The 23,132-nt window shown below is 71.3% G+C and carries 20 protein-coding genes; 12 read left to right on the forward strand and 8 right to left on the reverse strand.

Going from position 1 to position 23,132, the window contains the following annotated elements; genetic code table 11:
• Positions 1-10 precede the first annotated feature (10 nt).
• The 4 genes from ADK66_RS03865 to ADK66_RS03880 all read right to left on the reverse strand — a co-directional run bounded on the left by ADK66_RS03865 (position 11) and on the right by ADK66_RS03880 (position 4,282).
• Entirely contained in the window at positions 11-1,078 is a 1,068-nt protein-coding gene (locus ADK66_RS03865; RefSeq protein WP_053652483.1) for an NADH:flavin oxidoreductase/NADH oxidase, read from the reverse strand.
• 66 nt (positions 1,079-1,144) lie between these two features.
• Positions 1,145-2,443 carry a dicarboxylate/amino acid:cation symporter gene (locus ADK66_RS03870; RefSeq protein WP_197281406.1) on the reverse strand — a complete coding sequence of 433 codons (1,299 nt, stop codon included), beginning with the start codon at positions 2,441-2,443 and terminating at the stop codon, positions 1,145-1,147.
• Positions 2,444-2,640: 197 nt separating this feature from the next.
• On the reverse strand, positions 2,641-3,324 hold the full coding sequence (locus tag ADK66_RS03875) for a DUF998 domain-containing protein (protein WP_053652485.1): 684 nt from the start codon (positions 3,322-3,324) through the stop codon (positions 2,641-2,643).
• Positions 3,317-4,282: a glutathione S-transferase family protein gene (locus tag ADK66_RS03880; RefSeq protein WP_053652486.1), complete on the reverse strand. Its 966-nt coding sequence runs from the start codon at positions 4,280-4,282 to the stop codon at positions 3,317-3,319. The genes ADK66_RS03875 and ADK66_RS03880 overlap by 8 nt, the downstream gene beginning before the upstream one ends.
• Positions 4,283-4,388: 106 nt before the next feature.
• Between ADK66_RS03880 and pcaF the strand changes: the two genes are divergently transcribed.
• The 5 genes from pcaF to ADK66_RS03905 all read left to right on the forward strand — a co-directional run bounded on the left by pcaF (position 4,389) and on the right by ADK66_RS03905 (position 10,901).
• Positions 4,389-5,594: a 3-oxoadipyl-CoA thiolase gene (gene pcaF, locus ADK66_RS03885; protein WP_053652487.1), complete on the forward strand. Its 1,206-nt coding sequence runs from the start codon at positions 4,389-4,391 to the stop codon at positions 5,592-5,594.
• Between the two features lie 151 nt (positions 5,595-5,745).
• Positions 5,746-6,558: an SAM-dependent methyltransferase gene (locus ADK66_RS03890; RefSeq protein ID WP_053652488.1), complete on the forward strand. Its 813-nt coding sequence runs from the start codon at positions 5,746-5,748 to the stop codon at positions 6,556-6,558.
• Positions 6,559-6,562: 4 nt separating this feature from the next.
• A complete protein-coding gene (locus ADK66_RS03895; protein ID WP_053652489.1) occupies positions 6,563-8,737 on the forward strand; it encodes a bifunctional diguanylate cyclase/phosphodiesterase in 2,175 nt (724 codons plus the stop codon).
• Positions 8,734-9,234, forward strand: a complete 501-nt coding sequence (locus ADK66_RS03900; RefSeq protein ID WP_053652490.1) for a DUF456 domain-containing protein — start codon at positions 8,734-8,736, stop codon at positions 9,232-9,234. The genes ADK66_RS03895 and ADK66_RS03900 overlap by 4 nt, the downstream gene beginning before the upstream one ends.
• Before the next feature lie 95 nt (positions 9,235-9,329).
• Positions 9,330-10,901 (forward strand): amino acid permease, encoded by a 1,572-nt coding sequence (locus tag ADK66_RS03905; RefSeq protein ID WP_053652491.1) that lies wholly within the window; start codon positions 9,330-9,332, stop codon positions 10,899-10,901.
• Between the two features lie 5 nt (positions 10,902-10,906).
• Here ADK66_RS03905 and ADK66_RS03910 read toward each other — a convergent pair whose 3' ends face one another.
• Complete coding sequence (locus ADK66_RS03910; RefSeq protein WP_053652492.1) at positions 10,907-11,530, reverse strand: hypothetical protein; 624 nt, start codon at positions 11,528-11,530, stop codon at positions 10,907-10,909.
• 149 nt (positions 11,531-11,679) lie between these two features.
• Here ADK66_RS03910 and ADK66_RS03915 point away from each other — a divergent pair, with 149 nt between their 5' ends.
• The 5 genes from ADK66_RS03915 to ADK66_RS03935 all read left to right on the forward strand — a co-directional run bounded on the left by ADK66_RS03915 (position 11,680) and on the right by ADK66_RS03935 (position 19,753).
• A complete protein-coding gene (locus ADK66_RS03915) occupies positions 11,680-13,044 on the forward strand; it encodes a glutamine synthetase family protein (protein WP_053652493.1) in 1,365 nt (454 codons plus the stop codon).
• Positions 13,045-13,158: 114 nt separating this feature from the next.
• Positions 13,159-14,514 (forward strand): aldehyde dehydrogenase, encoded by a 1,356-nt coding sequence (locus tag ADK66_RS03920; protein WP_053652494.1) that lies wholly within the window; start codon positions 13,159-13,161, stop codon positions 14,512-14,514.
• A gap of 5 nt (positions 14,515-14,519) precedes the next feature.
• Positions 14,520-15,287 (forward strand): 3-oxoacyl-ACP reductase, encoded by a 768-nt coding sequence (locus ADK66_RS03925; protein WP_053652495.1) that lies wholly within the window; start codon positions 14,520-14,522, stop codon positions 15,285-15,287.
• A 68-nt stretch (positions 15,288-15,355) separates the two neighbouring features.
• Positions 15,356-15,907 carry a pyridoxamine 5'-phosphate oxidase family protein gene (locus ADK66_RS03930; RefSeq protein ID WP_053652496.1) on the forward strand — a complete coding sequence of 184 codons (552 nt, stop codon included), beginning with the start codon at positions 15,356-15,358 and terminating at the stop codon, positions 15,905-15,907.
• Between the two features lie 189 nt (positions 15,908-16,096).
• On the forward strand, positions 16,097-19,753 hold the full coding sequence (locus ADK66_RS03935; protein WP_053652497.1) for a SpoIIE family protein phosphatase: 3,657 nt from the start codon (positions 16,097-16,099) through the stop codon (positions 19,751-19,753).
• A gap of 8 nt (positions 19,754-19,761) precedes the next feature.
• Here the strand turns inward: ADK66_RS03935 and ADK66_RS03940 are convergent, their stop codons facing one another.
• Positions 19,762-20,076 (reverse strand): STAS domain-containing protein, encoded by a 315-nt coding sequence (locus ADK66_RS03940; RefSeq protein ID WP_197281401.1) that lies wholly within the window; start codon positions 20,074-20,076, stop codon positions 19,762-19,764.
• Between the two features lie 95 nt (positions 20,077-20,171).
• Here ADK66_RS03940 and map point away from each other — a divergent pair, with 95 nt between their 5' ends.
• Entirely contained in the window at positions 20,172-21,029 is an 858-nt protein-coding gene (map, locus tag ADK66_RS03945) for a type I methionyl aminopeptidase (protein WP_053652498.1), read from the forward strand.
• Complete coding sequence (locus ADK66_RS03950; RefSeq protein ID WP_053652499.1) at positions 21,026-21,739, forward strand: VIT1/CCC1 transporter family protein; 714 nt, start codon at positions 21,026-21,028, stop codon at positions 21,737-21,739. Before map ends, ADK66_RS03950 begins: the two co-directional genes overlap by 4 nt.
• Before the next feature lie 6 nt (positions 21,740-21,745).
• On the opposite strand, the gene ADK66_RS03955 is transcribed toward ADK66_RS03950, so the two are convergent.
• Together ADK66_RS03955 and ADK66_RS03960 are read right to left on the reverse strand one after the other, a co-directional pair.
• Entirely contained in the window at positions 21,746-22,486 is a 741-nt protein-coding gene (locus ADK66_RS03955) for a hypothetical protein (protein ID WP_053652500.1), read from the reverse strand.
• Between the two features lie 107 nt (positions 22,487-22,593).
• Positions 22,594-23,094, reverse strand: a complete 501-nt coding sequence (locus ADK66_RS03960) for a nitroreductase family deazaflavin-dependent oxidoreductase (RefSeq protein ID WP_053652501.1) — start codon at positions 23,092-23,094, stop codon at positions 22,594-22,596.
• Positions 23,095-23,132 lie beyond the last annotated feature (38 nt).

Raw genomic sequence — 23,132 nt, forward strand, 5'->3', positions numbered from 1 at the left:
CCGGCGGAGATCAGGAGGCGCGGGCGTACTGCGCCGGTCCGGCGTACGCGACGCCGAGCTTCGCGGCGGCCCGGCGGGACCAGTACGGGTCGCGCAGCAGTTCCCGGCCGAGCAGCACCAGGTCCGCCTCGCCGCTGGCGATGATCTGCTCGGCGTGCTCCGGTTCCACGATGAGTCCCACAGCGCCTGTCGGTACGCCGGCCTCGCGGCGGATCTGGGCGGCCAGCGGCACCTGGTAGCCGGGGCCGACCGGGATGCGCTGGTCCACGCTCACGCCGCCGGAGGACGCGTCGACGAGGTCCACGCCGACACCGGCCAACTCGCCGGCGAGCACCACGCTGTCCTCGATCGTCCAGCCGCCGTCGACCCAGTCGGTGGCGGAGATGCGGGTGAGCACCGGCACGCTCTCGCCGACCGCTGCGCGTACCGCGCGGGCCACCTCAAGGGTGAGCCGCATCCGGGCGGCCCGGTCACCGCCGTAGGCGTCGGTGCGGTGGTTGCTCAGCGGCGACAGGAACTCGTGCAGCAGGTAGCCGTGCGCGGCGTGGATCTCCACGGCGGCGAATCCGGCCGCGAGGGCCCGCTCGGCGGCTGTGGCGAACGCCTCGACGACCCCGGCGATGCCTGCCTCGTCGAGTGCTGTCGGCGTCCGGTAGTCGGCGGCGAACGGCTCCGGCCCGGGGCCGACGGGTGTCCAGCCTCCCTCGGCGTCCGGTACGCCGCCGCGCTCCGGCGCCCACGGCCGGTACGTGGAGGCCTTGAACCCGGCGTGCGCGAGCTGGACGGCCGGCACCGCGCCGTGGGCGGCTACGAACGCTGTCACCGGACGCCACGCGTCGACGTGTGCGCCGGACCACAGCCCGGTGTCCTGCGGGCTGATCCGGCCCTCGGGCAGCACTGCTGTCGCCTCGCTCAGCACCAGCCCGACCCCGCCGACCGCGCGGGTGCCGAGGTGGATGAGGTGCCAGTCGGTGGGCAGCCCGTCGGGGCCGGCGGAGTACTGGCACATCGGGGCCATGGCGATCCGGTTGGGCAGAGTGACCGCGCGCAGGGCCAGTGGAGTGAACAGGGAACTCATGAAGTCATCCTCTCCGACACGGCGACAAGCCCTCGGGGTGAGGGCCTGTCGCCGTGTCGGTGTCGGTCAGGCGGGGGCGGGGGCGGGGCTCAGATCGGGGCGGGTCTCCGCGACCGGCTCCGGGTCGGTCAGGTCCCGCCTGCCGGCGGCGTCGTACGCGGCCCTGTCGAGGGTGCCCTCGCGGGCGGCCACGACTGTCGGCACGAGTGCCTGCCCGGCAACGTTGGTGGCGGTCCGGATCATGTCCAGGATCGGGTCGATGGCCAGCAGCAGGCCGGCGCCGGCCAGCGGCAGACCCAGCGTGCTCAGGGTGAGGGTGAGCATCACGATCGCCCCGGTCAGGCCTGCGGTGGCTGCCGAGCCGACGACCGAGACGAAGGCGATGAGCAGGTAGTCGGTGACGCCGAGGTGCACGCCGAACACCTGGGCCACGAAGATCGCGGCGAGTGCCGGGTAGATGGCGGCGCAGCCGTCCATCTTCGTGGTGGCGCCGAACGGCACCGCGAACGAGGCGTACTCGCGGGGGACGCCGAGGCGCTCGACGGAGCGTTGGGTCACCGGCATGGTGCCGACCGAGGAGCGGGACACGAACGCCAGCTCGATCGCCGGCCAGGCGCCGGCGAAGAAGCGCAGCGGGTTGAGACGGCCGGCGAGGATCAGCACCAGCGGGTAGACCACGAACAGCACGAGGGCGCAGCCGACGTAGACGGCTGTGGTGAACTTCGCGAGGGGGGCCAGCAGGTCCCAGCCGTACGAGGCGACGGCGTTTCCGATCAGGCCGAGGGTGCCGATCGGGGCGAGCCGGATGACCCACCAGAGCGCCTTCTGGACGATCTCCAGCAGGGAGCGGTTCAGTGCCACGAACGGCTCGGCGGCGTCACCGACAAGCAGCGCCGCGGCGCCGACCACGAGGGCGAGGAAGACGATCTGGAGGACGTTGCCCTCGACGAACGCGCCGACCGGGTTGGTGGGCACGATGCCGGTGAGGAAGTCGGTCCAGGAGCCGGTGTTCTTCGGCGGGGCCGCCGCACCGACGTCGAGGGTGACGCCCCTGCCCGGGTTGACGAGCAGGCCGATGCCGATGCCGATGCTCACCGCGATCAGCGCGGTGATGCCGAACCACATGAGGGTCTTCACGGCGAGCCGGGCGGCGTTCGCCACGCCGCGCAGGCTGACGACGCTGACCACGATCGCGGTGAAGACAAGCGGCGGTACGGCCAGCTTGAGCAGCTGGATGAAGAGGCTGCCGACGGTGTGCAGGGTGCTCGTGAGCCAGCTCAGGTCGTTGCTGCGGGCAACGAAACCGAATGCGACGCCGAGTGCCAGGCCAAGAAGTATCTGCACGGAGAAGGGAATCTTGCGCAGGCCAAAAGACATGAGAATGATCCAATTGTCGGGTCTGGTCGAGGTAGGCGCGGGAAGCGGCTACGCCGGACAGATGCCGCTGGCCTGTAGTCGGAGATCGACGTACAGGCGGACGGTGAGGCCCCAGACATTGGTCATCGATGGCCGACACTACGCCGATGGCGAGCCGCCGCAAGGAGCGCTGACCGTGACGCTCCCTACAGGCGTGAGGACCCGGACGGCGGAATAAATCTGCCCACTGCCAGCACGGTGGCTGTGACCATCGCCCACAGCACCGCGAGTGCGAGGACCAGCCGCTCCAACACGCCCACCAGCGTTCCCCGGCCGACGACCAGCATGGCCAGCGCGACCGCCGCGCACAGCGGGAAGGCGAGCGCCGCCGTGCGAGCCGCCAACCTGCGCACCGCCGGCCCCGCCTGCTGGGACACGGCAAGCACCGCCATCGTGAGGACCACCGCCCCGGTCGCCACGATGCTCGCGCCACCGTGCACAAGGTCGGCCACCGTGGCCCGCTCGAACGGTGGCAACGGGCAGCCCTCCGAGCAGGTCACCGCTCCGGACACGGCGGTGAACACCGCGCTGGTGGCGAGCAGCGCCGGGGCCGCCACCCGCACCCCGGGCGGCAACGCCACGGCGAGCAGCAGCAACGCGCCGGCCAACGCCAGGATCCCGATCCGGTACGTCGAGGCGTACGCGCTGCCGGCGATGCCCGCCTCGCTCACGTACCCCCCGAGGCCCGGACCTGGACCCGCGACCACCGCGACCGTCACCGCTACCGCACCGGCCAGCGCGCCTCCGGCGGCGGCCGACGCGGCGAGCCGTCGGGCGACGTCCGAGCGGGCGGGCGCGGCTTCGACGCCGGTGGGCGCCCGGTCAGCCACGGCCGTGCGGGGTGGTCCAACCGGACTCGTCAGGCCCCAACGGCACGATGCCGCTCGGGTTGATCTCCCCGTGGGTGCCGTAGTAGTGCCGCTTGATGTGGTCGAAGTCCACAGTCTCGCCGAAGCCAGGGGTCTGGAACAGGTCCCTGGCGTACGCCCAGAGCACCGGCATCTCGGTCAGCTTGTTGCGGTTGCACTTGAAATGCCCGTGGTACGCGGTGTCGAAGCGGACCAGCGTGGTGAACAGCCGTACGTCGGCCTCGGTGATCGCGTCGCCCATCAGGTAACGCCTGTCGGTGAGCCGCTGCGACAGCGCGTCCAACCTGGCGAAGAGCGCCCGGAACGCCTCGTCGTACGCCTCCTGGGAGGTGGCGAACCCGCACCGGTAGACGCCGTTGTTGACGTCGGTGTGGATCTCGGCCATCAGCGCGTCCATCTCGGGGCGCAGTGCCTCCCGGTAGAGGTCCGGCGCCCCCGCACGGTGCAGCGACCGCCACTGTGTGGAGAAGTCGAGGGTGAGCTGCGGATAGTCGTTCGTCACCACCCGGCCCGTGAGCGTGTCGACAAGCGCCGGCACTGTCACCCTGCCGGTGTACTCGGGGTCGGTCGCCAGGTACGCCTCGGAGAGGAACCCCACGCCGAGGACCGGGTCGAAGCCGTCCGGGTCGAGGGCGAACGCCCAACCCCGCTCGTCACGGATCGGGTCGACGGTGCCCAGCGAGATCGCGTCGTCCAGCCCGAGCAGCCCGCGCACGATCCTCGCCCGGTGCGCCCACGGACAGGCGCGGCACCAGATGAGTCGATAACGGCCGGCCTCCAGCGGCCAGCGGTCCTGGTCGTCGGGACCGCCGCCGGGCGGGGAAGTCGACTCCGGGGTGACCCGACCGGTGAACCGGTTGGGCTGGCGGACGAACGCGCCGCCGCCGCTGGTCTCTGCGCTGAACTGGGGCCGGGCCATGCCGCAAACCTATCCGCTGCGAGCGCGGATATCCTGGCGGCCGGCAGCCCCCGCGACCCGGTGGGTGTGCCCCACCCCCGCCGTCTGCACCCCCGAAGGACTCGCGATGACAGTGGCATACCTGGTGGCCGGTGTCCGTACCCCGATCGGCCGGTACGCCGGCGCGCTGGCCGGCGTCCGCCCCGACGACCTGGCCGCGCACGTGATCCGTGAGCTTGTCGCCCGCCACCCGTCGGTGGACTGGGCCCGCGTCGACGATGTCGTGCTGGGCTGCGCCAACCAGGCCGGCGAGGACAACCGCAACGTGGCAAGGATGGCGGCGCTGCTTGCCGGTCTGCCCGAGGAGGTGCCGGGCAGCACCGTCAACAGGCTCTGCGGCTCGGGGCTTGACGCTCTCGCCACCGCCGCCCGGTCCATCGTCGCCGGCGACGCGGAGCTGGTGGTCGCCGGTGGGGTCGAGAGCATGAGCCGGGCACCGTTCGTGATGCCCAAGGCCACGTCGGCGTATTCCCGCTCTGCCGAGGTGCACGACACCACACTGGGCTGGCGGTTTGTCAACCCACTGATGCGCGACGGCTGGGGGGTCGACTCGATGCCGGAGACGGCGGAGAACGTGGCCGCCGAGTACGGCGTCGGCCGGGCCGAGCAGGACGCCTTCGCGTACCGCTCGCAGCAGCGCGCGGCCAGGGCGCAGGCCGACGGCCGGTTCGCCGAGGAGATCGTGCCGGTCACCGTGCCGGCGGGTCGCCGGGAGACCCGGCTGGTCGAGGTCGACGAGCACCCGCGGGAGACGTCGCTGGAGAAGCTCGCGGCGCTGCCCACCCCGTTCCGCGACGGCGGCACTGTGACCGCCGGCAACTCTTCGGGCGTCAACGACGGCGCTGTCGCGCTGCTTGTGGCAAGCGAGGCGGCGGTGGCCCGCTACGGCCTGACCCCGTTGGCCCGCATCGGCGGAGCGGCGGCGGCGGGCGTGCCGCCCCGGATCATGGGGATCGGCCCGGTGCCGGCCACCCGCAAACTGCTCGACCGGGTCGGCGTCGAGTTGAGCGCCGTGGATGTGGTCGAGCTGAACGAGGCGTTCGCCGCGCAGTCCGTGGCGGTGCTGCGGGAGTTGGGCCTGCCGGTGGACGCCGAGCACGTCAACCCGAACGGCGGGGCCATCGCGCTCGGGCACCCGCTGGGCGCCAGCGGTGCCCGGCTGGCGTTGACCGCCGCCCTGGAGTTGCGCCGTCGCGGCGGCCGGCGGGCGCTGGCCACCATGTGCATCGGCGTCGGTCAAGGTATCTCGCTGTTGCTGGAGTCGGCAGCCTGAGCGCGGAAAGAGCGTGAAGGGATCTCCCGAACGCGGGAGTCGGCAGCCTAGAGTGGTCCACACCACACAAAACGCGGGGTCGGCCGGTGGTCGCAGGGGCAGCCGACGCCGGAGCCGCCTCGCCCGCGGCGCTGAACTGGGGAGCACGCTGATGCCGGACGGACTGCCGACCGAGATTGACCTGACCAGGCCGAGCGCGGCCCGGGTGTACGACTATTTCCTGGGCGGGGCACACAACTTCGAGATCGACAGGCAGTTGGCCGAGCAGATCGCCAGCATGACCCCGAATCTCGCCGCCACCATGCGCTCCGGCCGGGAGTTCCTGCGCCGGGCCGTCCGGGCGCTGCTCGACGCCGGTATCGACCAGTTCCTCGACATCGGCTCCGGAATTCCCACCGTGGGCAACGTGCACGAGGTGGCCCAGGCCGCGAACCCGAAGGCCCGGGTGGTGTACGTCGACATCGACCCGGTGGCCGTCGCGCACAGCCGGGAACTGCTCGCCGGCAACGACCTGACCGGGGTGATCCACGCCGACCTGCGGGAGCCGGAGCGCATCCTCGAGGAGACCCGGCGGCTCGGGCTCATCGACTTCAGTCGACCGATGGGCATCCTGCTGGCCGGGGTGGTGCACTTCATCCCGGACGCCGACAGCCCCGACGACATCCTGGCCACGCTGCGGGCCGCCGCCGCGCCCGGCAGCTTCCTTGTCATCTCGCACTCGACGTTCGAGGACCAGCCGCAGGAGATGCTTGACGCCCAGCGTCTCTCCTCCCGGACCGACACCGAGATCACCCTGCGCTCCCGCGCCCAGGTCACCGGGTTCTTCGGCGACTGGACCGTGCTCGAACCAGGCGTGGTGCACATGCCGCTCTGGCGCCCCGACTCGCCGTCCGACGTGGACGAGCACCCGGAGCGGTTCGGTGCCTTCGGGGGCGTGGCCCGGTACGACCAGTCCGTCGGCTGATCTCGTGGCCGCCGTCCCGGACCCCACCGGGGTCGACGTCGGCCGGGCCGACGCCCAGAGGTACGCCGCCGACTGGGCCCGCGCGGTACGCCGCCTCGGTTTCGTGCCGCTCAGCGCGTCCGAGACCGAGCGGCTGCTGCTCGTACACACAGTGCGGCTGGCCCAGGCCGTGCAGGCCGAGCCGTTCTCGGTCCGTCCCGCCGAGGAGGTCGGGCGGGCGCTGGTGGAGGCCCACCTGACCGAGCCCCGGGCGCTGGAGTGGTCGCTCACCGCACTCGGTGACGACTTTCCCCGTCGGGTGTTGGCAGCCGACGACCGACCGGCCGACCTGACCCGGCGGATCGCCGCGGTGCAGGGCGGTCTGGCCGCCGGGTTCGCCCGCGCGTTGCGTGACCGCACGTTCACCCAGCAGGAGCGGATCGCCCGGTCGGCCTGGCAGGCACGCGACGAGGTCGAGCAGGCGCTGCGCGACAGCGAGGCGCGGTTCCGTGCGGTCTTCACCGGCGCGGTCATCGGCATCGGCATCGCCGGGGTCGACGGTCAGATCCTCGACGTCAACCAGGCGTTCGCCGACATGCTCGGCTACTCCATCGAGGAGTTGTGCCAGACCAACGTGGCGTCGCTGGCCTACGCCGACGACGCCGCCGGCATGTGGGAGATCTACAAGGAGCTGATCGAGGGCAAGCGCGACTCGGCGCGGGTCGAGAAGCGCTACTACCGCAAGGACGGCAGCGTCGTCTGGACGGACCTGGCCGTCTCGTTGATCCGCTACGACGACGGTCGGCCCCGCTTCACCGTCGCCATGGTCGAGGACATCACCGAGCGGTACGAGCTCCAGCAGCGGCTGCGTTTCCAGGCGTTGCACGACCCGCTGACCGGCCTGCCCAACCGGACGTTGTTCTTCGAGACGCTGGGTCGGGTGCTCGACACCGCGCCGCCCCGGCAGCGGGTCGGTGTGTGTTTCCTCGACCTGGACGGCTTCAAGGCGATCAACGACAGCCTCGGCCACGACCTCGGTGACCGGCTGTTGGTGGTGATCGGCCGGCGGCTGGCCGAGTGCGTGGCCGACCGCGGTCACCTGGTGGCCCGGATGGGCGGCGACGAGTTCGTCATCCTTGTCGACGGCGGGGACGGCAACGGCGACGCCGACGCGGTGGCCGTGGCGGAGGCGGCGCTTGTCGCCGTCGCCGCCCCGGTGCACGTCGGCGACCAGCAGTTGGCGGTCTCCGCCAGCGTGGGCATCGTCGAGTGCCCGGCCGCGGAGACCACCGCCTCGGAGCTGATGAAGGCCGCCGACACCACGCTCTACTGGGCCAAGGCCGCCGGCCGGGGCCGCTGGGCGGTGTACGACCCCGAGCGCAGCGCCCGCGACATCGCCCGGTCGGCACTTGTCGCCGGGCTGCCGGCGGCACTCGACAGGGGCGAGTTCGTGGTGCACTACCAGCCGATCGTGGCGCTGCTGGAGGGCACCATGCTCGCGGTGGAGGCGCTTGTCCGTTGGGAGCACCCGGAGCTGGGCCTGATCGGCCCGGACCGGTTCATCGGCCTCGCCGAGGAGACCGGCCTGATCGTCTCGCTCGGCGAGTGGGTGCTGCGGCAGGCCTGCCACGACGCCGAACGGTGGCGGCGGGAATTCCCCGAGGCTCAGCTTGTGGTGAGCGTCAACCTGGCAGCCCGGCAGGCCGACGACCCGGCGATCGTCTCGACGGTGGCGGACGCGCTTGCCACCAGCGGGCTGCCGGCCGGGCTGCTCCAGTTGGAGCTGACCGAGAGCGCGGTGATGGGCAGCGCCGGGGAGCCGCTGCGCAGCCTGCACCAGCTCGCGGCGCTCGGCGTCCGGCTGGCCGTCGACGATTTCGGCACCGGCTACTCCAACCTTGCGTACCTGCGGCGGCTGCCGATCCACTGTCTGAAACTGGCCGGCCCGTTCGTCGAGGGCATCCGCGCCGACGGGACGGACGTCGCCGCCGACCACCGGGACGAACGGATCGTCGACGCGCTCGTCCGGCTCGCGCACGCCCTTGAGTTGTGGGTGACCGCCGAGGCGGTGGAGACCGCGGTGCAGGCCGAGCGGCTGCGGGCGCTGCGCTGCGACACCGGTCAGGGGCGATACTTCGGCGCACCAGCACCGGCCGACTCGATCACCGCGCGGCTGCGCGCCCGGGAGGTGAGGCGGTGAGCGTGACGGACGCCTCCGCGGCGGTCACGGTGCTCGCCGGGTTGGCCATCCTGGCCGGGTTGGCGGGTGTTGTGGTGCCCGGCCTGCCGGCGCTCCCGCTGTGCTGGGGCGGCGTGCTGGTCTGGGCGATCTTCGGGGGAGCCGGCCCGGGTGGCTGGGCGGTGTTCGCCGCCGCGACGCTCGTCGCCGTCACCGGCACCGTCGTCAAGTACGCCTGGCCGGGGCGGAACCTCAAACGCACCGGTGTGCCCACTATGACGCTGCTCGCCGGCGGGGTGCTCGGGATCATCGGGTTCTTCGTGGTGCCGATCGTGGGCCTGGTGCTCGGGTTCGTCGGCGGGGTGTGGGCCGCCGAGCGGCTGCGTCTCGGTGACTCGAGGCTGGCCTGGCCGTCCACGAAGCAGGCGGTAAAGGCCGCCGGCCTGTCGATGCTCGTCGAGTTCGCCGCCTGCACTGTCGTCGCCGCGCTCTGGCTGGCCGGCCTCCTGCTGACCTGACCCTGGGGGAAACGCCGGCATCGTATTGACCACAGTTGATCGGCGGGATGACACTTTGCCCACTCGCACGCGGAACCACCTCAGGGAGGTGTGCAGTGGCCACGACGCCCGTGCCGACCGCCGAGCAACCGATGGACGAGGATGCCCGCCGGCTCGCCGAACTCGGCTACAAACAGGAGTTGCGCCGCAAGTGGAGCGGCTTCTCCAACTTCGCCATCTCGTTCTCCATCATCTCGATCCTGGCCGGCTGCTTCACCACGTTCGGCCAGGCGTGGAACAACGGCGGGCCGGTCGCCATCTCCTGGGGCTGGCCGCTGATCTCCCTGTTCATCCTGATCATCGGCTTCTGCATGGCCGAGTTGGTGTCGGCGTACCCGACGGCCGGCGGCATCTACTGGTGGGCGGCCACAATGGGTCGTCCGGTGCACGGCTGGTTCACCGGCTGGCTGAACCTCATCGGGCTGGTCGCGGTCACCGCCTCGGTCGACTACGGCTGCGCGACGTTTCTCAACCTCACCCTGTCGGCGCTCTTCGACGGCTGGGCCGGCACGCTGCGCCAGGCGTTCATCCTCTTCGTGATCATTCTGGCGCTGCACGGGCTGATCAACGTCTTCGGGCACCGGATCATCGACGTACTCCAGAATGTCTCGGTCTGGTGGCACGTGGCCGGCGCGGCCGCCGTGGTGGCCATCCTGGTCTTCGTCCCGGACAACCACCAGAGCTTCCAGTTCGTGTTCACCGAGCGGTTCAACAACTCCGGGTTCGGTGACGGGGACACCGGCGGGCTGACGTTCTGGTTCTACGTGCTGCCGCTGGGTTTCCTGCTCACGCAATACACGATCACCGGCTTCGACGCCTGCGCGCACGTCTCGGAGGAGACCCGTGGCGCCTCGCAGGCCGCCGCGCGAGGGCTCTGGAAGTCGATCTTCTATTCGGCCATCGGTGGCTGGATCCTGCTGCTGGCGTTCCTCTTCGCGGCCACCGACGTCGAGGCGGTGAACGCGGCCGGCGGCTTCTCCGGCGCCATCTTCGAATCCGCACTGACCCCGGTGTTCTTCAAGGTCGTCATCATCATCTCCACGATCGGGCAGTTCTTCTGCGGCATGAGTTGCGTGACATCGATGAGCCGTATGACGTACGCGTTCAGCCGCGACCGGGCCGTACCCGGCTGGCGACTGTGGTCCAAGGTGGACCGAAACGGCACCCCGGCCAACGCGATCATCGGCGCCACACTGGCCGGCCTGGTGCTCACCCTCCCTGCGCTCTACGAGAGCCCCGCCGGCATCCCGATCGCCTTCTACGCTGTGGTGTCCGTGGCGGTGCTCGGGCTCTACCTGTCCTTCCTCATCCCGATCGCGCTGCGCCTGCGGATGGGGGACAGGTTCACCCCCGGGCCGTGGACGCTGGGGCGGAAGTACAAGGTGCTCGGCTGGATCGCTGTCATCGAGATCGCTGTCATCGCTGTCTACTTCGTGCTGCCGATCGTGCCCGCCGGTGTTCCCGGCAACGACGACTTCGCCTGGTCGGCTGTGAACTACGCGCCGCTGGCCGTGGGCGGGGTGCTGCTGCTCGTCGCCGTCTGGTGGTACGCCTCGGCCCGGAAATGGTTCACCGGTCCGGTGCGTACCGTCGACCAGGACTCCGATAGCGGGCCCGTCGGCTCGTGACAGGTTCAGGCAGCCGGTGCGGCGGGCGCCGAACGCTGGCCCCCGTGCGATGCGACAAGGGCGTCCGCCACGAGCGCGGCGTCCGCCGCGGCGACGTCGGCGGGGTACTCCGGCAGCAGGTCGTCCCAGACGGGCAGCCAGGACCCGAAGAGCTGACCCTGCCCCTCGGGTCGGGCGAAGAACCAGACGTGCAGGTGGGCCGCGCCGTCGCCGAAGCGGTAGACGTGCGCGCGGGAAATGTACGGCAGGGCCTGCACGTGGCGGGCGATGCGGGTGGTCAGCAGGCCCAGCTCGGCGGCGAGTTCGTCGGGGAGATCGGTGAGGTCGAGATGATCGCGCGGCCACAGCATCAGCACCAGCGGCACGCCGACGCCCGCGACCTGGGCCAGCCGCCAGTGGTCGTTGAACCAGATGCCCTCGTTGCGCTCCCGGCACGGCTGGCAGTCCGCCGGATCCTCACCGTGCCGGGCGGGCTCTGGCAGGACCGGCGGGCGCAGCGGCGCAACCCGCAGAGTTTCCTCTTCGAACGGGCTGATGTCCCACCCCGTCATACGCGCCAGGGGAAGCCGCCGCTCGTCGTCGGCAACGGCCAGCGCATGGTCGTGAAACTGATCCGGACTCAAGGCCATGGCGTGCAGGCTAGTACGACCAAGATCCTTTCGTTGCCCGCGAATCGGGCCCTCCCGAGCGAAGCGACTATCGCGTTTGCCGGGGTGCCGGCCGGGGGCATTGACGGTGGTCCGGTTTGCCAGTAGACCTTGGTGATGGAGGCCCGCGAATGAGGAAAGCTCCGCTCACGCTGGAACAACTGCGGGTCGCCGTCGCCGAGGGCGAGATCGACACGGTGGTGCTGGCACTTGTCGACATGCAGGGCCGGTTGCAGGGCAAGCGGTTCCACGCGCCCTACTTCCTCGACCAGGTGGTGGAGGGCGGCAGCGAGGGCTGCAACTATCTGCTCGCCGTCGACGTCGACATGAACACCGTCGACGGGTACGCGATGTCGAGCTGGGAGCGCGGCTACGGCGACTTCGCGATGGTGCCGGACTTCGACACCCTGCGCCGGACGCCCTGGCAGCCCGGCTCCGCACTGCTACTCGCCGACCTGGCCTGGCTGGACGGCTCCGGCGACGTGGTCGCCTCACCCCGGCAGATCCTGCGCCGGCAACTGGCCCGGCTGGCCGAGCACGGCCTGACCGCGTACGCCGGCACCGAGCTGGAGTTCGTGCTGTTCCGCGACTCCTACGAGGAGGCGTGGCGGCGCGGCTACCGCGACCTCACCCCGGCGAACCAGTACAACGTGGACTACTCGCTGCTCGGCACCGCCCGGGTCGAGCCGCTGCTGCGCCGCATCCGCACCGAGATGGCCGGCGCCGGGCTGACCCCGGAGAGCGCCAAGGGCGAGTGCAACCTCGGCCAGCACGAGATCGCCTTCCGGTACGACGAGGCCGTGGCGTGCGCCGACCACCACGTGATCTACAAGAACGGGGCCAAGGAGATCGCCGCCCAGGAGGGCATGTCGATCACCTTCATGGCCAAGCCGAACGAGCGGGAGGGCAACTCCTGCCACATCCACTTCTCCCTGCGGGACTCCGGCGGCTCGTCGGCGATGCTCGGCGACGGGCCTGCCCACCTGTCGCAGACCGGTCAGCGGGTGCTCGCCGGGCTGCTCGCCACGATGCGGGAGTTCAGCCTGCTCTTCGCCCCGAACATCAACTCCTACAAGCGGTACCAGCCGGATTCTTTCGCCCCCACGGCCCTGCGCTGGGGAGTGGACAACCGCACCTGCGCGTTGCGGGTGGTGGGGCACGGGCAGGGGATGCGTGTGGAGAACCGGGTGCCCGGCGCCGACGTCAACCCGTACCTGGCGATCGCCGGCCTGGTCGCCGGTGCCCTGCACGGCATCGAGCGTGAGCTGGAGCTGGGCGAGGAGTGCACTGGCAACGCCTACGACGACCCGGAGGCCGAGCGGGTCCCCGGCACCCTCCGCGACGCGCTGACCCTCTGGGAGAACTCCGAGGTGGCCCGCGAGGCGTTCGGCGAAGAGGTGGTGGCCCACTACGCCAACCAGGCAAGAGTGGAGATCGCGGCGTACGACGCAGCGGTAACGGACTGGGAGCTAACCCGTGGCTTCGAACGCCTGTAGCCCCCCGCCGCCACGCCCGCGTCGATCATGGAGTTGTGGTGGCCGGAGTGGGGTGGAATGCGGCTTTCGCGGGGCACCACAACTCCATGATCGACGGCGAGGGGTGGTGCGGGCGTGACTACGGTTGTTGATCCGGCTTCCGGGGTGGGGTTTCGGGAGGTGCCGGGGGCCTCGCTTGGGGAGGTTGATTCCGCGATTTCTCGGGCCGCTGCCGCGTTCGAGACTTGGCGGACGGTGGGGGCGGGGGACCGGGCTCGGTTGCTGCGGCGGTTCGCCTCCGTCGTCGACGCGCACCTTGACGAGTTGGCCGCGCTGGAGGTCCGCAACTCCGGGCACACCATCGGCAACGCCCGCTGGGAGGCCGGAAACGTCCGCGACGTACTGGACTACTACGCCGGCGCGCCGGAGCGGTTGACCGGGCGGCAGATCCCGGCGCCGGGAGGGTGGGACGTCACCTTCCACGAACCCCTCGGCGTCGTCGGTGTGATCGTGCCGTGGAACTTCCCGATGCCGATCGCCGCCTGGGGGTTCGTTCCGGCGCTCGCCGCCGGCAACACTGTGGTGCTCAAGCCCGCCGAGCTGACCCCGCTCACCGCGCTGCGGCTGGCCGAACTGGCCCGCGAGGCCGGCCTGCCCGACGACGTGTTCACCGTCGTCCCCGGCGAGGGCTCGGTGGTGGGGGAGCGGTTCGTCACCCACCCGGCCGTCCGCAAGATCTGCTTCACCGGCTCCACCGAGGTCGGCACCCGGATCATGGCCGGCTGCGCCGCCCAGGTGAAGCGACTCACGCTGGAGCTGGGCGGCAAGAGCGCCAACATCGTCTTCGCCGACGCCGACCTGGAACGCGCCGCCGCGACCGCACCGGGCGCGGTCTTCGACAACGCCGGCCAGGACTGCTGCGCACGGTCGCGGATCCTGGTCCAACGCCCGGTGTACGACCGCTTCCTGGAACTGCTCGAACCGGCGGTACGCGCCGTGCGGGTCGAGGACCCCGCTCTGGAGACCGCCGAGATGGGTCCCCTGATCTCCGCCGCGCAGCGGGACCGGGTGGCCGGCTACGTGACCGGGGCGACAGTAGCGTTCACCGGGTCCTGCCCGGACGGCCCCGGCTTCTGGCACGCACCGACAGTGCTGCTGGCCAATTCACCCGCCGACCGGCACTGGCGGGAGGAGATCTTCGGGCCGGTGGTCTCGGTCCTCCCGTTCGACGACGAGGCCGACGCCGTCCGGCTCGCCAACGACACCGAGTACGGGCTCTCCGGCTCGATCTGGACCCGGGACGTCGGTCGGGCGCTGCGCATGGCCCGCGCCGTCGACTCGGGCAATCTCAGCGTCAACTCGCACTCCTCGGTGCGGTACTGGACCCCGTTCGGTGGGATGAAGCGCTCCGGGCTGGGCCGCGAGTTGGGTCCGGACGCGCTGCACGCCTTCACCGACGTCAAGAACGTGTTCATCGCGACAGAGGAGTGACGCCAGTGCAGGGTCGGTTGCAGGACCGGGTGGCAGTGGTCACCGGAGCGGGCAGCGGCATCGGGTTGGCCACCGTGCGGCGGTTCGCCGCCGAGGGTGCCCGGGTCGTCTGCGTGGACATCGACGAGGCGGCCGGCGAGCGGGCCGCGCAGGAGTGCGGCGGCGAGTTCGTGGCCACCGACGTCGCCGACGAGACGGCGGTACGCGACCTCTTCGACGGTGTCGCCGAGCGGCACGGGAGCGTCGACATCGCGTTCAACAACGCCGGCATCTCCCCGCCGGAGGACGACTCGATCCTGGACACCGGGCTCGACGCCTGGGAGCGGGTGCTGCGGGTCAACACCACGAGCGTCTACCTGTGCTGCAAGTACGCGATCCCGCACATGCGTCGGCAGGGCAAGGGCTCGATCATCAACACCGCCTCGTTCGTGGCGCTCATGGGCGCGGCGACGTCGCAGATCGCGTACACCGCGAGCAAGGGTGGCGTGCTGGCGATGACCCGGGAGTTGGGCGTGCAGTTCGCCCGTGAGGGCATCCGGGTCAACGCGCTCTGTCCCGGCCCGGTGGCGACCCCGCTGCTGCTGGAACTCTTCGCCGCCGACCCGGAGCGGGCAGCACGCCGGCTGGTGCACGTGCCCATGGGCCGGTTCGGGGCGCCGGAGGAGATCGCCGCCGCCGTGGCGTTCCTGGCCAGCGACGACGCCTCGTTCATGACCGCCGCGCAGTTCGTGGTGGACGGCGGCATCACCGGGGCGTACGTCACACCGTTGTGAGGCGGCACCCTGCCGCTGTGACATACGTCGCCCCCGTGCGGTGCCTCGGCCGGTGGGAGGATCAGCCAATGGGCAAGGTGTATTCGGAGATCGACGGTCGTCTGCGTGACTTCATCGCTGCCCAGCCGGTCTTCTTCGTGGCCACCGCGCCGTCCGGTACGGAGGGGCACGTCAATGTCTCGCCGAAGGGCATGCGGGGCACCTTCGTGATCCTCGGCCCGCACCGGGTGGCCTACCTCGACTACCACGGCAGCGGTGCCGAGACCATCGCCCACCTGCGCGACAACGGCCGCATCACGCTGATGTTCTGCGCGTTCGACGGGCCGCCGAAGATCGTCCGGCTGCACGGCCGGGGCAGCAGCGTCGCGGTCACCGACGCCGACTTCGCCGACCGTCTCGCCGAGTTTCCCGCCCCGCCGGACGTGCACGCCGTCCGGGCCGTGATCACCGTCGAGGTGCAGCGCGTCAGCGACTCCTGCGGCTATGCCGTGCCGCTGATGGACTTCCGCGCCGAACGCGACCTGTTGCTCACCTCACACTCGCGGCGTACTGCCGACGACCTGGTGACGTACCGGGCCACGAAGAACGCCGCAAGCATCGACGGATTGCCCGTTTTCTGAGTCGTCGGACCATTCTTGTGGCGCAGGTCAGGCTCGTGCCCGACCCACGCTGTCGTGTGTCCGACGGGCACAGCGCAGTAATCAGCGTCTGCGGTTCGCCATGCGTTACGTTGCTGATCCCGCTGGGTACAAGTCGAGGCACGGTGCGGAAGATCAACGGCTGCGGGCACGGCCGGAGCAGGGGGCTGCATGAGCTCGGCGCAGGGGGGCGCGGACACGGGGCATTCCGTCACGGACGGCAATGAGATCCCCCTGCTGCTGGCTGCCGCGTTTGCCAATGGCGGCGAGCTGGGTGAGAGGCTGCGCGCCTTCGACTGGTCCACCGCGCCGCTAGGCCCGCCATCGCACTGGCCGTCGGCGCTCTCCAGCGCCATCAGCATGATGCTGGCCTCCAGCGCGCAGATCGTCATGTTCTGGGGTGACGACCAGCTCGCCTTCTACAACGACGCCTACCGGCCGACGATCGGCAGCAAGCACCCGGACGTGCTCGGCCAGCCCGCCCGACAGCACTGGGCGGAGACCTGGGAGGTGCTCGGCCCGCTGCTGGACGGTGTCCGACGCACCGGCCGCTCGTACCGCGGCGAGGATCATCCGTTCCTGCTGGACCGGCACGGCTATGTCGAGCAGACCTACTTCGACGTCGCCTACGACCCGATCCGGGGGGCCGACGGCTCGGTCAGCGGCGTCTACTGCATCGTCAACGAGACCACCGGGCGGGTGCTCGGCGAACGTCGACTACGGGCGCTTGCGGAGCTGGGCGCCGAGCTGGCCGACGTCGACAGCGCGGCCGAGCTGGGCCGGACCGCCGCCGCCGTGCTCGGTCGGCACCTGGCCGATGTGCCGTTCGCGCTGATCTACCAGGCCGACTCCGCTGGCCGGTTCGCCCTGACCGGCGCCACGGGCGTCGACCCGGCTGAGGTGGGCCTCACCGCGGACGCGTTCGCCCAGCTGGTCACCGACGGGCCGACAACTGTCCGGGTGGCCGGCCTGCTCGGCCACCCGCCCGCAGACGTGGCCGACGTCGCCCACGTCCTGCCGGTCACGGCGACGAACGAGACTGTCGGCGCGCTTGTCGTCGGCGTGAACCGTCGGCTGCCGCTCAGCGACGAGTACCGCGACTTCCTCGGCCTGGTGGCCGCGCAGATCTCGCGGGCTGTGGGCATCCAGCGGGCGTACGAGCAGGAGCGGGCCCGTGCCGCCGAACTGGCCGCACTGGACCGGGCGAAGACCAACTTCTTCGCCAACGTCAGCCACGAGTTCCGGACCCCGCTGACACTTGTGCTCGGCCCGCTGGAGGACATGCTCGCCGACCCGAGCATGCCCGCCACCTACACCGACCGGCTCACCGTGATGCACCGCAACGCGCTGCGCCTGCTCAAGCTCGTCAACACGGTGCTGGACTTCTCCCGGCTGGAATCCGGTCGGCTCGCCGCCCGCTACCAGCCCACTGACCTGGCCGGCTACACGGCGCGGCTCGCCAGCACCTTCCGCTCGGCCACCGACCGCGCCGGGCTGCGCCTGGTGGTTGACTGTCCACCGCTGTCGGCACCGGTCTTCGTCGACCGGGACATGTGGGAGAAGATCGTCCTCAACCTGGTGTCGAACGCGTTGAAGTTCACCTTCGACGGCGAGATCCGGGTACGGGTCCGCGCCGACGGCGGGGCGGCCCGGCTCGACGTCACCGACACCGGTGTGGGCATCGTGCCGACCGAGCTGCCGCACGTCTTCGAGCGTTTCCACAGGGTGCCCGGAGTGCGCGCCCGCACCCACGAGGGCACCGGGATCGGCCTCGCGTTGGTCCGCGAGTTGGTCGAGATGCACGGCGGCACGGTCGGTGTGACCAGCGAGGTCGACGAGGGCAGCACCTTCACGGTGACCATTCCGTTCGGGTCGGCGCACCTTCAGGCGGACCGGGTGGCCGGGTTCGCACCGCTGCCAGCCGGCCAACCCGAGCAGGCCCGCCTCTACGTGGCGGAGACAGCGCTGTGGACCGGCGCCGAGGCGGGCCCGGAGTTCGACAGTCAACCGGCCACCGACCTGCCAGCCGGTCGAATCCTTGTCGTCGACGACAACGTCGACCTGCGTGAGCACGTCACCCGGTTGCTCTCCCCGACCTGGGAGGTGGTCACCGCGAGCGACGGCCTGGTGGCCCTGGAGCTGGCCCGCGAGGGCGGTTTCGACCTTGTGCTCACCGACGTGATGATGCCCCGGCTGGACGGATTCGGGCTTGTCGGCGCGCTGCGCGCCGACGCGCGTACCCGTCACGTGCCGATCGTGCTGCTGTCCGCCCGGGCCGGGTCGGCGGAGGCGGTGGCGGGACTCTCGGTCGGCGCCGACGACTACCTGACCAAGCCGTTCTCCGGTCAGGAGCTGATCGCCCGCGTACGGGCGAACGTCGAGCTGGGTCAGCTGCGTGGGCAGATCATCCGTCGCCTCCGGACGTTGGCCGACGCGGCGGTGGCGGTGAACACCGCCCGATCCACCGCCGACGTTCTCCAGGTCGCCGCCCGGCACGCGCTCAGTCTCGCCGAGGCCGCCCGGGTGGTGGTCACCTCGGCCGACGCCCGGTCCGAGTCGGAGGCGGGTGGCGTCACGGCCACCGACCCGTCGTTCGTGGCCGATCTGACCGGCACCGGCGGCGAGCAGCTCGGCGAGTTGCGCGTCTGGCGGGCGGCCGGTGACGACTCGCAGGCCGACGAGGCCGCGCTGAGCCAACTGGCCCGGCTGGTCGGGGTGCGGCTGGAGAACGCCCAGCTCTACGAGGCCGAACACCACATCGCCACCACGTTGCAGCACAGCCTGCTGCCCAGGACGCTGCCCCAGATGCCGGGGGCGGTGCTGGCGAGCCGGTACCTGCCGGGCACCGCCGACGTCGAGGTCGGCGGCGACTGGTACGACGCGATCGCGCTTGAGGGCGACGAGTTGGTGCTGGTCATCGGTGACGTGGTCGGCAAGGGTGTGCAGGCCGCCGCGGCGATGGGGCAGTTGCGCAACGCGCTGCGCGCGTACCTGCTCGAGGGTTACGACCCGGGTGAGTCGCTGTCCCGGCTCAACCGGCTGGTCGGTTCCACCGAGGGTCGCTCCTTCGCGACAGTGCTCTGTCTGCTGTTCAACCCGCGCACCGGCCGGCTGCGGTACGCCAGCGCCGGGCACCCGTCCCCCCTGCTGATCCGAGGAGACGACGTGGCGTTCCTGCATGACCGTGCGCTCGGCCCACCTGTCGGTGCGCTTCCGAACGCGACGTACCGGACGGTCGAGGGGGAGTTGGCCGCCGGCGGTCGGCTGCTGCTGTACACCGACGGGCTGATCGAGGACCGGCAGGTCGGCATCGACGCGGCGCTCACCCAACTGCGTGCCGACGCGGCCACGCCAGGCGAGCACGTGGCGGATCTGATCGACACGGTAGTCGGCCGGGTCGCTGGGCGGGCGCGGCGCGACGACGTGGCGGTGCTCGCACTTGAGGCGGCCGAGCTGAACCGGTTCGCGCTGCGGTTGCCGGCGGACCCGACCCGGTTGAGTGTGCTGCGCAAGCGCCTGGAGGACTTCCTGGTCGCACACTCAGTCGGCGAGACCGATCTGTTCGACCTGACCGTGGCGGTCTCGGAGGCCGCCGCCAACGCCATCGAGCACCCGGTCGACCCCGCCGAGCCGGTGATCAGCGTCGAGGTGGCAATCGCCGACCGGACGGTGACCGCCACCGTGCGGGACAGCGGACAGTGGCGCGAGTCGACCGGCTCCGGGTTCCGGGGGCGGGGGTTGTCGCTGATCGGCGCCCTGGGCGACCTGACGGTGCGGCGTACCGACGAGGGCACCGAGGTGACGCTGCGCCGGCAGTTGCAGCCCTGACCCCGAGGTCAGGCTGGTTCGAGCCAGCCCTGGTCGCCCAGGCCGGAGATCTCCAGCACTCGACGGACCTGCCGGGACGGCAGCACCGACAACGTGCCGGTGAACTGCTGGGCGAGCCGGACCAGGGCGTGGATGGCGGCGGAGTCGAAGAAGGTGACAGCGCGCAGGTCGAGCGTGATCCGCTCGGCGGGCTCGCGCAGCGCGGCCTGGAGCATGGTGTCGGCGGTCGCCATGTCGACCTCGCCGGTCACCACCACATGGAAGTGGCCACCATCGATCTCTCCGCTGGCGGAGAAGACGGGCGGTGCTCCCCCTTGATCCACGCAGACACCATGGCACAGGCGACACGACGGAGCAACAACCGGTACCGGACCGCCGTGGCGCGGGTCACCGGCGGCCCCGGCGATAGGCTTGGGACATGACCGAACGTCCACCGCTGACGCCAGGCACGCTCTCTCCGTGGCGACCGGTGCCCGCCCATATTCCGCGCCCGGAATACGTGGGCAAGAAGCAGCCGCAGGAGTGGCGCGGCTCGCATGTGCAGACACCCGAGACCATCGAGAAGATGCGGGTGGCCAGCCGACTCGCCGCCCAGGCGACACAGCTCGCCGGCGAGCACTGCAAACCCGGCGTGACCACCGACGAGATCGACCGGTTGGTGCACGAGTTCCTCTGTGACCACGACGCGTACCCGTCGACGCTCGGCTACCGGGGCTTCCCCAAGTCCTGCTGCACAAGCATCAACGAGGTCATCTGCCACGGCATCCCGGACTCCACGGTCCTTCAGGACGGCGACATCATCAACGTCGACGTGACCGCGTACATCGGTGGGGTGCACGGTGACACCGACGCCACCTTCTGCGTGGGCGAGGTCAGCGACGAGGCCCGGCTGCTCGTCGAGCGGACCCACGAGGCGATGATGCGCGGCATCCGCGCGGTCAAGCCGGGCCGGCAGATCAACGTGATCGGTCGGGTCATCGAGTCGTACGCCAAGCGGTTCGGCTACGGCGTGGTCCGCGACTTCACCGGCCACGGCATCGGGGAGTCCTTCCACAGCGGGCTCTACGTGCCGCACTACGACAGTCCCCGCCCCACGGACATCATGGAGCCGGGAATGACCTTCACCATCGAGCCGATGATCACGCTCGGCACCTACCAGTACGACATGTGGGACGACGGGTGGACCGTCGTGACCAAGGACCGCAGGTGGACGGCCCAGTTCGAGCACACGATCGTGGTGACCGACGACGGCCACGAGATCCTGACCCTGCCGTGACCGACACCCCTGCGGCGCTCCGCGAAGCCCACCACGCGGACGTGTCCGGCGGCTGGCTGCGGCCGGCCGTCTTCGGCGCGATGGACGGGCTGGTCACCAACATCGCCCTCATCGCCGGCGTCGGCGGCGGTGGGGTGTCGCCGCGCAGCATCGTGCTTACCGGCTCCGCCGGCCTGGTGGCGGGCGCGATCTCGATGGGGCTCGGCGAGTACACGAGTGTGCGGTCGGCAAACGAGCAGGTCGCCGCCGAGGTCGCCAAGGAGCGACGCGAACTGGAACGGCACCCCGAGGCGGAGGCCCGTGAGCTGGCCGACGCGTGGGTGGCCCGCGGCCTGCCCCGGGACCTCGCCACCCAGGTCGCCGAGGCGGTGCGGCGTGACCCGGAAGAGGCGCTGCGGGTGCACGTCCGCGAGGAGTTGGGCGTCGACCCCGACGACCAGCCGAGCCCGTGGGCGGCGGCGTTCTCCTCGTTCCTGTTCTTCTCGGTGGGCGCGCTGGTGCCGCTGCTGCCGTACCTGCTGGGCTCCAGCGACCTCTGGCTGGCGCTCGCCGTCGGCGGGCTAGGGCTGTTCGCCGCCGGCGCGGTCGTGGCGCGCTTCACCCGCCGGCCCTGGTGGACGAGCGGGCTGCGGCAACTGCTGCTGGGTGCCGCGGCGGCCGGGGCTACCTATCTGATCGGTTCGCTGATCGGCGTGCAGGGCGGGCTGTGATGCCGGTCAGCCGGTGAGCAGGTCATCGACGGTGCCGTCCACCGGTCGGCCACGGGCCGCCAGTTCGTCGGCCTGCCGGGTCAGCACCACACCCACCTCGGTCATGTCCGCGCCGGCCAGACCGGTGCGTCGCACCGCGTCACCCGGGTCACGGAAGTAGGTGCGGCTCAGCAGGCCGGTCACTGTCGCCGCGGCCAGCCGCGCCTCACCGAGCATGAGCAGCGCCTGGTCGGTCTCGTACCACTCGGCGAGCCGGGCGGCCCGGGAGTGCGCCGCACTGCCCCTGTACCACGACTGCCGGGCCGCGGTACTGAACTCGCCCGGCCGGGCGCGGGCCAGCCGGCCCAGATGCTCGTCGCGCAACGTCCGCAGCCAGCCCGTCGGGTCGTGCAGCGCCTGCGTGGTGACGTACCGGTCGGCGGTCAGCGGCCACAGTGGGGAGAGCTGCCGCGCCTGCCCGAGGTAGTCGTCGGCGGCGGCCACTGTCAGGTCGACGAGCACCCCGTCGACCCGGCGGGTCGCCGGCCGTGGACCGGTGCCCGGCCGGTAGGTGACCACCAGCAGCCCCACCTCGCCGTCCCCACCGCCGTCGTCGTCGCCGTGGGCCAGGGGGCCATGCACCGCGATCGCCAGCACGTCGGCAGGGAAACGCCGCCGGATCGCCTCGGCCACCCGCTCAGCGACGGTCCACCGTCGATCGTCGTGGGTGCCCCGGCCGACACCGGACCGGTCGCCGCTGACGCCCACTAGGCGGCCCTCGTTCGTGGCGGCGCGGCTCGTGGCGGCGCGGCCCGCAAGGTCGGTTCGCTCCTCGCCCGCACCGCCGCCACCTCCGACTCGAACCCGAGGTCAGCCTAGCCAGCAGACCGCGGCTCGGCCGGCGCGCCGCGCCCGGTCGGCTCCAGCCGGAAGACCCGGATCTCCCGGTCGCCGGCCCGCTCGACGTACGCGCGGTACGCCGGCCACTCGGTGACCAGCAGCTGCCACAGCCGGTCCCGTTCGGCACCGGTGGCCAGCACGGCACGCACCGGGATCCGTCGCCCCCGTACGTCGACCTCGGCGGTCGGCTCGGCGAGGAGGTTCAGCGACCAGGCGGGCTGCTGCGTCTGCCCCCAGTTGGAGCCGATCACCACGTAGGCGTCGCCGTCGGGCACGTAGAGCAGGGGATTGCTGCGCGGCTTGCCGGAGCGGCGGCCGATGGTGGTGATGACGAGGGACGGGATCAGGCCGAGCGCGACCACCCGCCCCCGGGTGAGCCGGCCGACGATCCGGTCGGCGGGCACCAGCAGGCGGGCGGCGGCACCGAACCAGCGGTGATGGCCGACCCGACGGGTGAGTGTTCCGAGCGCAGACACGCGGACCAGTCTGCCGGCTGCCGCACCCCGGCGGCACC

Origin of the sequence: Micromonospora sp. NRRL B-16802 (genome assembly GCF_001279555.1) — a bacterium.
Classification (GTDB): domain Bacteria; phylum Actinomycetota; class Actinomycetes; order Mycobacteriales; family Micromonosporaceae; genus Micromonospora; species Micromonospora profundi.